Source organism: [Clostridium] fimetarium (genome assembly GCF_900111235.1).
Taxonomy (GTDB): domain Bacteria; phylum Bacillota; class Clostridia; order Lachnospirales; family Lachnospiraceae; genus Clostridium_N; species Clostridium_N fimetarium.
In genome coordinates this window covers 113,439-126,423 of record NZ_FOJI01000012.1, presented here as the reverse complement: position 1 = coordinate 126,423, position 12,985 = coordinate 113,439, and the positions used below count along the sequence as shown (strand labels likewise).

The following is a 12,985-nucleotide window of genomic DNA, read 5'->3' as shown; positions in this document are numbered from 1 at the left end:
ATTTTATTATAATTAAACAAAACATTTATTCACATTTTATGGTGATAAATCACGATATAATCAAGTACGTCCATTGTGGATAATGTGTATAAGTTGGTGTATAACTCAAGAATTAGATAAAATGGGCGTTTTTCATTGTGGATAACTTTGTGGTTTTTTCACCAACAACTATTCGATATAATTTTCCATTAGTGGACAACTAATTCCTTTTTGTCTACTTTGCACAATAAATAATTTGTCAATATATTTATTAATTATTTTTTATATTATTTAATGTGTTTTTAATCCTAAATTTCATCTCTTCGCTCATTTCTCTAATGTAATTCAAATTTGTTTATGGTATAATTTTTATATAAAATGGATACATTTTATATGTTGGAGGTAGAAAATGAACAAAAAAACTGTACTTGTAACTGGCTCTTCAAGAGGAATTGGAAAAGCGATTGCTATAAAATTTGCGAAAAAGAATTATAACGTAGTTATTAACTGTCTTAAAAGTGAAGACCGTCTTCTGGCCGTTAAAAAGGAAATAGAAGGATACAATGTATCTTGCCTAACTTATCTTGGCGATGTTGGTGATTATGAAAATGCAAAAGAACTATTTTCTCTAATCAAAAAGCAATTTGGCGGGATTGATATTCTTGTCAATAATGCAGGAATTTCATACATTGGACTTTTTCAAGATATGGAACCTGATGTTTGGGGCAAGATGATGAATACCAACATTACTTCTATATATAACTGTTGCCATTTTGCAATTCCAGAAATGGTTACTAGAAAACAAGGAAAAATCATTAATATTTCTTCAGTTTGGGGGATTACTGGTGCTTCCTGTGAAGTTGCATATTCCGCAACCAAAGGAGCTGTAAATGCTTTAACAAAGGCATTAGCAAAAGAATTAGCCCCAAGTGGCATACAGGTGAATGCAGTTGCTTGCGGCGCGATAGACACAGAAATGAATTATTTTTTAGATGATCAAGAATTAATCGATCTTATAAATGACATTCCAGCTGGCCGTCTTGGTCAAGCAGAAGAAGTTGCTGATTTTGTGTATCAAATTGCCACAAAACACTCCTATCTAACCGGACAAGCCATTGTTTTTGATGGTGGATGGATTTAATGATTTCATCATAAGAATGCGTAGCATTCTTGCAAGCGAATCTTTGATTCGCTTTATTCAGCTACAAAACTTTTGTCAACATGAATTACTGCAAAACAATTAGCTTCATGACGATAAATCTCCTCTTTGATCACTTTCACTAACTCTTCGTCCTCTTGAATGTATCCATAGGGAACTTCTATGTCAAAAATCAGATTTTTGATATATGGACCGTTTGTAATACGAAAGTCATGCATCTTAATGATTGGGTCAATTTCATTTAAAATTGATTCGGTCATTTTTCTAAGATTACTTACAACTAAATCATCCGTTACTATTGGATCCATATGTATTGATATTTCACAATTAAATTCTTTTGCTACTTCTTTTTCTGTTATATCAATAATATCATGTGCTTCTAAGACATTCATTTCATATGGTATTTCTGCATGTAATGTCACAAACACACGTCCTGGACCATAATCATGAACAATCAAATCATGAACGCCTATTATTTCTGGATGTGAAATAACTCTTTCTTCTAGTGCTTCTACAAATTCTTTATCTGCTGGTTTCCCAAGAAGTGGCTGCAACGTGTCTTTTGCCGTACTAATTCCTGCCATAAATACAAAGCAGGCAACCAATACTCCGGCATATCCATCAATATTAAATCCCGTACTTGTGGATACTACTAACGCAATCAAAACCGCAGATGTTGCCACACAATCGCTTAAACTATCAATGGAAGTTGCAATCATAGAGGATGAATTAATTTTCTTTCCTAACTTCCTGTTGAATGATGCCATCCATAATTTTAGAATTATTGAACTTACTAAAATTACTACCGAAACTATGCTAAATTGCATTTCTTGAGGGTTTAGTATTTTAGAAATTGAACTTCTAAACAATTCATATCCCATTATAATGATAACAAATGATACAATCACCCCTGATAAATACTCGATCCGTCCATGTCCAAATGGATGACCTGAATCTGCAGGTTTTCCCGCCAGTTTAAATCCAATTAATGTGACTATTGATGAGCCTGCATCAGACAAGTTATTAAATGCATCTGCTGATATCGAAATAGAAGCTGTTATTATACCAGCAAAAAATTTTGTGGCAAATAATATTAGATTGCATATAATCCCTACTGATCCACAGAATATACCATAACTCTGTCTAATTTTAGGATTTGTAATATCTTCACTGTTTTTTACAAATTTTTTTAACAAAAAATTAGTCATTACTCTTTCTCCCCGTTTACCTATATTTTAAATCATTTATTATTTTTCGATTTTAAATTTTTATGTAATATTATTCCTTTTATACTAACATAAATACAAAAAAAGTACTATCAAAACAATATACTCTTTGTTCATAAATCTATATACTCTTTGCTCTTCATCTGTGTTAAAATATTAAAAAGATTTACTAAATTATTTATAATATTTATAAAGTAACTTTTACTAAAGGAGACCAATGATGAATTCATTTACAGACTTTCTAACTGCAACCCCGGAACAAATGGGTGTAACATCAGAATCACTGATTCGCTTTCTTAAAAAACTCGAGGATATTGATATACCTATGCATAGTGCAATTGTCATGAGACACGATAAAATCATTATGGAAACTTATTATAAACCATATGATAGAAACACCTTGCACCGTATGTTTTCTATCACCAAAAGTTTAGTATCACTTGGCATTGGTTTACTCGAAGAAGAGGGTAAACTTTCTCTTGATGACCAGATAATAAAATATTTCCCTGAAAAGCTTCCTTTAGAAGGCGTTCATCCTTATATTGAAGCTATGACTATTCGTGATATGCTTCGTATGGCGAGTGCACATGATAAAACAACCTTTAAGGTTATGCTTATTGATGATTGGGTTCGGACTTTTTTTGCAGTAACTCCAAACCATGTACCAGGCACTTGCTTTTCCTATGATACATCCTCCACGCATACGCTTGCAGCTTTAGTCGAGAAGCTTTCAGGTATGGAACTTCTTAATTATCTAAGAAGCAACTTTTTAGATGAACTTGATTTTTCCAAGGATGCTTACTGTATGAAAGATCCCGTTGGAGTAAGTATGGGTGGTTCAGGATTGATGGCGACTCCATATGATTTACTTAAAATCATGTATGTGATTGCGCATAAGGGCATTTACAATGGAAAACAGCTATTACCCGCCAATTATTTAAAAGAAGCTACTACAAAACAAATTGACAACTATAGCAAGTCGGCAACTTTTGAAGAAATGCAAGGTTATGGTTATCAATTTTGGTGTACTACTCATAATGGTATTGTATGCTATGGAATGGGTGGACAATTGGCACTCTATCTTCCTGAAAAAGATTTGATTTTAATTACCACGGCTGATACGCAAGGTAGACAGGGTGGCGTTCAGCTAATATATGATACATTTTGGGAGACAGTTTACCCATCCCTTTCAGATTGTCCAATCATGCCAGATACATCTTTAAATGCAAAAACAAATGATGATACAAATGTAAATGTAACTGATAATGCAATTGATAATGCAACTGATAATGTAACTGATAATGCAACTGATATTACAACTGATAATGCAGCTGATAATATTTCAGGGTCCCAAGAATCACTAGCAAATTATGTTACTTCTAGACAGTTAATGTATCTTCATGGTGCGGATACATCTCCTATAATGCATTTAATTAATAACAAAATATTTTTACTAGATAATAATAAAATGGGTTTTACAAATATCACGCTTTCGTTCGATGACATTGATACTAAGAAATGTACTATCGGCCAAATAGATTACAGTAATATTTCTGGTACTCATACTTTAAAATTTGCAATTGGCACTAATTTTATTCAACAATTCCCTTTTTACAATTACAAGACCGCAGTATCTGGTACTTGGTGCCGTGAAGATACTTTTCTAATCAAAGCACATCTTATTGACGAATGCATTGGTAATATCTTTATTCAGCTTATTTTCAAAAATGATACAGTCACTATGATGATGCGTAAATTCGAAGAAACTATGTTTCAAGAATTCGACGGTATAGTCAGTGGTAAAATGATAAAATAATAATTAAAACAGTTATAAAGAACGCGTAAATATACAGACCTAATCCGTATATCTACGCGTTTTTTATGGTTTGTTGGTTCTATTTTGTTTGTGTCTCTTTATAAGCCAATATCCGAAATTATTTGCCTTAATCTACTCTCGTAAGAATGATATTTTTTAACTTTCTCATATCCATTTTTTGCTATCTGTATTCTTTCATCTTCGTGAATGAGGTAATAATCGACTTTTTTAGACATATCATTGATACTTTCAAAGTATACTAGGTCTTTCCCATTTTCAAAATATTGAGGTATTTCTGCTTGAAAATTAGTAAGCATAAAACCTCCTGCACCCAATACGTCCCAAACTCTAAGAGGAATGCCACTACGGATGTTTCTGATTGTAAAGTTAAGATTTATCTTGCTTTGACGAAATACTTTTGGCATATCTTTATGATAATCTACACTTCCGATATTATTAACTCCAATCAGTTCCAATGAGTTACTGTCTGTGTACAAATCAACACAATGCTTTTTTGCAAGTTCATTTAAACACATAATGCGCTCCATTGATGCAACTTTAAATCCTAGGAAAGTCGTTGAAAATACAAGTGCTATATTTGAAAATGATCTATTGTCTTGCTGAAATTCAATGCAATTACTAAGTTCGCTCAATATGTCTGGAGTAAGTAGTTTATCAATTATATTTTCTCCAAATATATCTATCTGAGCTAACATAGATGCTTCAAAATAGCCTCTTAAATAATCACTTAAACTATCTCTAATATCATCATAAGAATTCTTTTCATACAGACTGCCTACAAATGATATATCACTACTATATTTGTCCATATCCGTGGCATTTGAAATAAGTGCATCTAGGCGATTGGTGTCAACGGCAAGTGGCATATAAAATATATTCTTAACTCCTACTGCCTTAAACATGTAGTAGTTAACCTTGTCAAATATGAAGATATAATTGCATTCATTGAATACGGATTGATGATGCATAGAAATTAATGGGCTATCACAAGTCCATACTACATACTTTACATTACATTTTTGACAAGCATCTGAAACCGCCCCAAAATAATTCACCGAAAAAACAAAATCACATTGGTTATCTATGATAAGATTTGACATTTCGTTTGTAAATTCTTTATCTTCATTATGGTTTTCTAACTTCCTGTCAAAGATATCGACCTGATGTCCCATATTATTGAATGCTCTAATAATGTCATCTTGCGTATATACTTTCCATTTGTACATTAATATCTTCATACAAACTCCCATCTTCCTACGATCTGTAATATATTTTATATTAACACATTGATTCGTTTGACGCAATTTTGGTTCGTGTACATAATAACGCAGATACAGCCTAAATAGATAACAATCTACTCAGGCTGTATATTAATCAAATTTACTTGTGCTCTTCAATCTTGACATGGCTCTTGCCATAGATGCTTGTGATAGGTGAAAATCTTGAAGACTTTGTTTTTGTCTCAATTGTTCTTTTGCACGCTCCAAGGCATCCTTTGCACGGGCAGCATCAATATCTTCTGGACGTTCAGCTGTATCTACCAATACAGAAACACGATTATTTATTACTTGAGCAAATCCTTTTCCTACTACGGCATTAACCCAAGTTTTATCTCCTAAACGAAACTTCAAGTCACCAATATCAATCGCTATTACTATATCTTCATGATGTGCAAGTATTGCTTTTTCCCCATCTACTTCAGGAATAATAAGCACTTCAACCCTTCCATCAAAAAATATCTTGTCGCTAGCAATCACTTTTAGACTAAATGTGTTCATATACATTCACTCTCCTAGTCAGTTTCTTATGCAAATTGCTTTGCTTTTTCAATAACATCTTCCATAGTTCCAACATTAAAAAATGCAGCCTCTGGATATTTATCCATCTCACCACTAATAATAGCCTTGAATCCTCTTATCGTATCTTTAAGTTGCACATATTTTCCTGAAACGCCAGTAAAATTCTCAGCTACATAAAATGGTTGTGACAGGAATCTTTGTATTTTTCTTGCACGATATACAATCAGTTTATCTTCTTCTGAGAGTTCTTCCATACCAAGAATTGCTATAATATCCTGTAATTCTTTATATTTCTGCAATGCTTCCTGCACTTTTCTTGCTGTTTCATAATGTTCTTCACCAACGACATCAATTTCAAGGATTCTTGAAGTTGATTCAAGTGGATCAACTGCTGGATAAATACCTTGCTCAACAATCTTTCTTGAAAGAACAGTTGTTGCATCCAAATGTGCAAATGTTGTCGCAGGCGCTGGATCTGTTAAATCATCAGCAGGTACATATACTGCCTGTACTGATGTTACAGAACCATTTTTAGTTGAGGCTATACGCTCTTCAAGCTCGCCAACTTCCGTTGCAAGTGTAGGCTGATAACCAACTGCTGAAGGCATTCTACCAAGAAGTGCTGAAACCTCTGATCCAGCTTGAATAAATCGAAATATATTATCTATAAATAAAAGGACATCCTGATGCTCTTCATCTCTAAAATATTCTGCCATTGTGAGACCAGATAATGCGACTCTCATACGAGCTCCTGGTGGTTCATTCATCTGACCAAACACCAATGCTGTTTTTTCGAGTACTCCGGATGCTTTCATTTCTGTCCATAAATCATTACCTTCTCTTGAACGTTCACCAACGCCAGAAAAAATCGAATATCCTCCGTGCTCAGTAGCAATATTACGGATTAATTCCTGAATCAATACCGTTTTGCCAACACCAGCACCACCAAACAATCCGATTTTACCACCTTTTGCATATGGTGCTAACAGATCAATTACCTTAATTCCTGTCTCTAATACTTCAGCTACAGGACTCTGCTCATCAAATGATGGTGGATCTCTATGAATTACCCATTTCTCAGTTTCACCTAATGGTTCTCCGTTATCAATCGTTTCACCTAATACATTAAACAAACGACCTAATGTTTTTTTACCAACGGGAACTTTAATACCAGAACCAGTTGCTTCTACTTCCATATCTCTGCAAAGTCCATCGCTAGAAGCTAACATAATACAGCGTACCGTGTTATTCCCAATCTCTTGTGCGACTTCCATTACACATTTTTTACCATTGTTATATACCACTAAGGCATCTTTTATGAATGGGAGGTTATTATCTTCAAATTCTACATCAACTACAGGTCCTAATACCTGAACGATTTTTCCATTATTCATTATATTTTTCTCTCACAGTAGTGAGCAATCCTCCTCTCTATTATTTTTTCTTTTTATTTTTCTGAGCCTTGGCACCGCTTACTATCTCAGTGATTTCCTGAGTAATTGCTGCTTGTCTCACTCTATTGTATATAATTGCTAAGTCATGAATCATATCTTTCGCACTTTTCGTTGCTGCTTCCATAGCCATCATTCTTTGGCTCTGTTCACTAGAATATGATTCCACCAAAGCTCCATATATGAATCCTGATACGTAGTTCGGTGCAATACTATTAATTACCACTGCTGGTGAAGGTGAAAATGCAATCTGCTCTGTTAGAATATCTGTAGGTACCTTATTAAAGATATTCTTCTGTAGTGGCAGTAATTGTACAACCTCAGCTTCCGTCTGAATTCCGCTAACCATTCTTGTATATATGATATGCACTTCATCTAGCTCTCTGTTCAGGAAAAGATCAGTTACTCTTTCAGATATTCTTCTTGCCCTGCTCATTGAAGGCTTCTGAACTGTATAATAAAACTCTTCAGCAGTCTCAATATTCTTCTTCTTGAAATATTGGCGACCTATCATACCTAATATAAATAATTCGTTATTACCACCCTTATCTAAACATTCCTGAGCAAGCTTAATTATATTATGATTATAAGAACCTGCAAGTCCTTTATCCGCCGTAACTACTATATAACCAATCTTTCTGTTTTGGGGAGTCACTTCAGATCTTGTATCAAAATAAGGATTCTCTATATCGGGAAAATGTCGTAGTATTCTTGTTAGAGCAGTCTGAATCGCATAAAAATATGGTTCTGTATCGTAGAGCACCTTCTTCGCCCTTTTTAGCTTAGAAGAGGAAATCATATACATAGCATTTGTAATTTTCATTGTATCTTGAATACTCTTCATTCTGCTCTGTATTTCTCTTGCATTTGCCATGGTAACTCTCCCATCTACTGATTTTTATACTCTTTTGCTATATCTATAATTTGTTGATTTAGTTCATCTGTCAAAACTTTCCCATCACTAATTGTTGCCATAATTTCAGGATGTTTATCCTTAAAGAATTGAAGCATTCCCATTTGGAATTGTTTTATCTTCTTAGGCTCAATATCTAACAACACTTTATTATTTGCTGCGCACAATGTAACTACTTGTTCTGAAAGACTTAATGGTCGCCCTAATGGTTGTTTGAGTAGCTCCATAAGTCCGCTTCCATATTGAAGTTGTTCTTTCGTTGTAGTATCTAGATCTGAACTAAACTGTGTGAATATTTCCATTTCTCTATATTGTGCCAAATCGATTCGAATACTTCCTGATGCTTTCTTCATTGCTTTTGTCTGAGCAGCTCCACCTACACGGGATACTGATAACCCAACATTAACTGCTGGTCTCATACCTGCAAAAAACAAGTCACTTTCAAGAAATATCTGTCCATCCGTAATCGATATTACGTTAGTAGGAATATATGCAGATACATCACCAGCCTGCGTTTCAATGATTGGAAGTGCTGTAATGGAACCACCACCACATTCATCACTCAAACGGCTTGAACGCTCTAATAATCTTGAATGCAAATAAAATACATCACCAGGATATGCTTCACGACCTGGAGATCTTTCTAATAATAATGATAATGCACGATATGCAACAGCATGTTTTGATAAATCATCATATATAATCAAAACGTCTTTTCCTTGGTGTAAAAAATATTCTGCAATTGCTGTTCCAGAATATGGAGTTATATATTGCAAAGGTGCTGAATCGCTAGCCATTGCTGCAACAATTATTGAATACTCCATAGCATCATTCTTGGATAATGTATTTACAAGTTTGGCCACGGTTGATGCTTTCTGTCCAATTGCTACATATACACAGATTACATCTTTACCCTTCTGGTTAATAATTGTATCGATAGCAATTGATGTTTTTCCAGTCTGTCTATCGCCAATGATTAATTCTCTTTGTCCTCTACCAATTGGAAACATTGAGTCAATTGCAAGTATACCAGTTTCCATTGGAACAGTTACTGACTTTCTGTCAATAATACCAGGTGCTTCATGTTCAATAGGTCGATATTCAGTCGTAACGATTTCGCCTTTGCCATCAATTGGGGCTCCAAGTGAATCAACTACTCTTCCAATAAATGCTTCACCAACTGGGATACCAGCCATCTTACCGGTTCTTACTACTTTTGATCCTTCACGAATCCCTGTATCCTTACCAAATAAGATACATCCAATTTCTGTTTTTCTAATATCCTGAACCATACCTTTGACATCTGAATCAAATAATATGATTTCACCATACATCGCATGGTCTATTCCATAAACGGTTGCGATACCATCACCAACATATAACACTGTTCCGGTTTCTTGATCATTTGTATTTAAATCATAATTCTCTATTTCACTTTTCAAAATAGATATTATTTCTTCTGAACTAATTGAACTCACGTATATCTCACCTCCGAACTAATCTTTGCTGCAACTGATTCAAACGTCCCCTGATACTCCAGTCTGTTTCAAAATTTTCTGCTTCAATTATGAAACCACCGATTATACTAGGGTCTTCTACTAAACTAAGTTCAACTTGCTTCTTATGATGCTTGTTCATAAGCATCACCTTAATTTTGTTTAACTGTTCCTCATTCGGTGCAGTTACATAAATTAACTTAGCCACTAGTATGCTGTTCTTTTCATTATAATAATTCTTATATGCAACAAATATTTGATCTATTACTTCCATACTTTGATAGTCACACAATACCATGAAAAAGTTTTGCATTTCCTTGGGAAATACTTTTTCAATGATATTATGTTTCTCCTGTTTTGAAACTATAGGACTTGTCAAAGCATCCTTTAACTCAGGTGTCGATGACAAAATATCCTGGACGTCATATATTACCTTTTTCGAAATTCCAAGTTCATAAAGAACTTTTGCATAGTTAATTGCTATCTGTGTCATTAGAATCACCTGCTTTTTTCAAAAAATCCTCATAAAGTGACTGATTAGTGTTATTACTAGCGTTTTCACTTACTACTTTTGTAGCTGCAATAATAGCAAGTCCTGCTATTTCTGATTGCATCTCACGTATTGCCTTTTCGCGTTCAATTCTGACAGTCTTTTCTGCATCGTCAATAACCTTTCCAGCACTAACTTCAGCCTCTTTTACAAGTCGCTCATATTCCGCGCTTGCTCTTTTTCGAGCTGAATCTAACATCTCATCCGTTTTAACACTTGCACCTTTTATGGAAGTTTCATATTGCAATTTCAATTCCATAGCCGTCTTTTCAGCATTACTAGCATTTGATAGTTGTCCTTCTACAAGAACTTTTCTCTGTTCAATGATGTCTGTTACTGGTCCAATTAAAAACTTCTTCATTAGCAAAAAAAATACGATCAGGTTAATGACGGTAAAGACAATACTCGGAAAATATATATTCAGCATCTTTAGCGCCTTCCTTTTAAGTTATTTTAATATAAAGATGATTAACAATGCAATTACAAAACCATAAATTGCTGTTGCTTCTGCCAATGCGCTACCAATTATAAGGGTTTTACTGATTTGACCTGCTGCCTCTGGTTGTCTTGCAATTGCATCAACTGCCTTTGCTGTTGCCAAACCAATTGCTATACCTGCTCCTATACCTGTAAATACTGCGATTCCTGCTCCTATTGCTACTAACATAATTTGAATCTCCTTTTCATTTTGTATTGTATGTTTTTGTATTGCGTGTTTTTGTAATGTGTGTTTTTGTGATTTAATTTTTTATTCTAATGCCTCATCTACAAATAGTGATGTTAAAAATACAAATACATATGCTTGTATTAACCCATCAAATATATCAAAATAAAAGCTAAATGCAACTGGCACAAATACTGGTGTAACTAGTTTCAGTAATTCCATTACTACAAATGCGCCTAGGATATTACCAAAAAGTCGCATACATAATGATAACGGTCTTATAAACAATTCCAATACCTTTATTGGTGCTATAATTGCAACTGGTTGTGCAAAATTTTTGATCCATCCCATAAAACCTCTTTTATGAATGCTTGAATATTCAATCAGCACGATACTCATAAGTGCAAGAGCCGCTGTAATATTCAAATCTTTGGTCGGTGGTTTAAATCCAAACACGCCTATTATATTAGATACTCCTAAATACAACATAACTGTCATCATATATGGTATATATCTTTTGCCATGTTCTCCAATTGTTTCTCCAATAAAATTGTATATCCCACCAATTACGGTTTCAAGAATTAGCTGTTTTTTTCCTGGATTACTAACTTTCAGGTTTCTAACTAGACATATTGATGCAATCGTCATAACTGCCATGATTATCCATGTAACTGCTACCGATTCCGATATTTCTATTCCGCCAAACAGAGGAATTGTAAATGCTGTTTCACAATTTAGTTCCTCTAATAGATTTTTAACTAATTCATCCGTTCTCCTCACTTCCCTTCGTTAATATATTTTTTATATAGCGGTTTTTTTGCAATACTTCAATAATTCTTATTCACATTTTTTTATGGCTTCAAATTACAGTACTTCTATTTTTGAATATTGTCAATTTCTTTTTTTTGAAGCCCTTTTATGGCCTACATGTAATACATTGCATTAGCATTTTTTTAATTTTTTTTCGCTAATTTTGTTATTTTTTTGTGTGATTTTCATAATTTTACAATTTTCTTATTCAGAGACTCTTTTTATTATGTGACTGCCCCTTATTATTGTAATCTTTCTAAAATATATATCTATCTGTCCTGCGAATGCAATTCACATTATTTTATAGATGATCAAATTAAGTAAGTATGTTCCAACGGTCCGCTTCCCTGTCCAAGATTAAGACCGGCTTTTAATGCACCTGTTAAATATACTTTTGCATTTTCTATGCTTGTTGAAAGGCTTTTCCCCTCCGCAAGATTGCATGCAATTGCAGAAGAAAGCGTACATCCTGTGCCGTGAGTATTGGGATTGTCAATTCGCTTTGATCTAAACCAATGAATATTTCCGTTTTCATAAAGAAGGTCAATTGCATCATTGACCAAATGACCACCTTTTACTAATACTGCACCTTTTAAAGTTTTAGATATTTCCTGAGCTGCCTTAATCATATCATCTTCATTTTTAATTGAAAAGCCACATAATACCTCTGCTTCAGGAATATTTGGTGTAATCACGGTCGCGACTGGAATAAGTTTTGTAATCAATGCATTCATTGCATCATCACAGATGAGTTTACTACCACTGGTTGACACCATAACAGGGTCAATTACTATGTTTTCTGGCTTATACTGGATTAACTTTTCTACGATTATTTCAATGATTTTGCTGCTAGATACCATGCCGATTTTCACTGCATCGGGTCGAATATCATTAAAGATACAGTCAATCTGTTGTCCTACAAATTCAGGGGTAACCTCTTCAATTCCATAAACTCCAGTTGTGTTTTGTGCTGTAAGTGCAGTAATGACGCTCATTGCATACATTTTATGTGCAGTAATTGTTTTAATATCTGCCTGTATACCCGCACCACCACTACAATCTGAACCGGCAATTGTCAATACTTTTTTTATCATAACAACT

13 protein-coding genes are annotated in these 12,985 nt (G+C 34.0%); 2 read left to right on the top strand and 11 right to left on the bottom strand.

Going from position 1 to position 12,985, the window contains the following annotated elements; translation table 11 throughout:
* The first annotated feature begins 388 nt into the window (after positions 1–388).
* On the top strand, positions 389–1,120 hold the full coding sequence (gene ymfI, locus BMY18_RS15060) for an elongation factor P 5-aminopentanone reductase (protein WP_092455505.1): 732 nt from the start codon (positions 389–391) through the stop codon (positions 1,118–1,120).
* Between the two features lie 53 nt (positions 1,121–1,173).
* Here the strand turns inward: ymfI and BMY18_RS15055 are convergent, their stop codons facing one another.
* Positions 1,174–2,346: a cation diffusion facilitator family transporter gene (locus BMY18_RS15055; protein WP_092455503.1), complete on the bottom strand. Its 1,173-nt coding sequence runs from the start codon at positions 2,344–2,346 to the stop codon at positions 1,174–1,176.
* A gap of 235 nt (positions 2,347–2,581) precedes the next feature.
* Between BMY18_RS15055 and BMY18_RS15050 the strand changes: the two genes are divergently transcribed.
* On the top strand, positions 2,582–4,180 hold the full coding sequence (locus BMY18_RS15050; protein WP_092455501.1) for a serine hydrolase domain-containing protein: 1,599 nt from the start codon (positions 2,582–2,584) through the stop codon (positions 4,178–4,180).
* Between the two features lie 98 nt (positions 4,181–4,278).
* Here BMY18_RS15050 and BMY18_RS15045 read toward each other — a convergent pair whose 3' ends face one another.
* From BMY18_RS15045 to thiD, 10 genes are all read right to left on the bottom strand, one after another.
* Positions 4,279–5,439 carry a CgeB family protein gene (locus BMY18_RS15045; protein ID WP_242941054.1) on the bottom strand — a complete coding sequence of 387 codons (1,161 nt, stop codon included), beginning with the start codon at positions 5,437–5,439 and terminating at the stop codon, positions 4,279–4,281.
* A 132-nt stretch (positions 5,440–5,571) separates the two neighbouring features.
* Positions 5,572–5,979, bottom strand: coding sequence for an ATP synthase F1 subunit epsilon (gene atpC, locus BMY18_RS15040; protein ID WP_170841429.1), 408 nt, complete (start codon positions 5,977–5,979; stop codon positions 5,572–5,574).
* 26 nt (positions 5,980–6,005) lie between these two features.
* Positions 6,006–7,394 carry a F0F1 ATP synthase subunit beta gene (atpD, locus tag BMY18_RS15035; protein WP_092455496.1) on the bottom strand — a complete coding sequence of 463 codons (1,389 nt, stop codon included), beginning with the start codon at positions 7,392–7,394 and terminating at the stop codon, positions 6,006–6,008.
* 40 nt (positions 7,395–7,434) lie between these two features.
* Positions 7,435–8,325, bottom strand: a complete 891-nt coding sequence (gene atpG / locus BMY18_RS15030; protein ID WP_092455494.1) for an ATP synthase F1 subunit gamma — start codon at positions 8,323–8,325, stop codon at positions 7,435–7,437.
* 14 nt (positions 8,326–8,339) lie between these two features.
* A complete protein-coding gene (atpA, locus tag BMY18_RS15025) occupies positions 8,340–9,842 on the bottom strand; it encodes a F0F1 ATP synthase subunit alpha (protein WP_092455492.1) in 1,503 nt (500 codons plus the stop codon).
* A gap of 7 nt (positions 9,843–9,849) precedes the next feature.
* Entirely contained in the window at positions 9,850–10,353 is a 504-nt protein-coding gene (gene atpH / locus BMY18_RS15020; RefSeq protein WP_092455491.1) for an ATP synthase F1 subunit delta, read from the bottom strand.
* The gene (gene atpF / locus BMY18_RS15015; RefSeq protein WP_092455489.1) at positions 10,334–10,837 is read right to left on the bottom strand and encodes a F0F1 ATP synthase subunit B; all 504 of its coding nucleotides are present in this window, start codon (positions 10,835–10,837) and stop codon (positions 10,334–10,336) included. Before atpF ends, atpH begins: the two co-directional genes overlap by 20 nt.
* Before the next feature lie 21 nt (positions 10,838–10,858).
* A complete protein-coding gene (atpE, locus tag BMY18_RS15010) occupies positions 10,859–11,077 on the bottom strand; it encodes an ATP synthase F0 subunit C (protein WP_092455487.1) in 219 nt (72 codons plus the stop codon).
* An 81-nt stretch (positions 11,078–11,158) separates the two neighbouring features.
* Positions 11,159–11,854 carry a F0F1 ATP synthase subunit A gene (locus BMY18_RS15005; RefSeq protein ID WP_092455485.1) on the bottom strand — a complete coding sequence of 232 codons (696 nt, stop codon included), beginning with the start codon at positions 11,852–11,854 and terminating at the stop codon, positions 11,159–11,161.
* A 341-nt stretch (positions 11,855–12,195) separates the two neighbouring features.
* A complete protein-coding gene (thiD, locus tag BMY18_RS15000; protein ID WP_334292369.1) occupies positions 12,196–12,975 on the bottom strand; it encodes a bifunctional hydroxymethylpyrimidine kinase/phosphomethylpyrimidine kinase in 780 nt (259 codons plus the stop codon).
* Between the last annotated feature and the right edge of the window lie 10 nt (positions 12,976–12,985).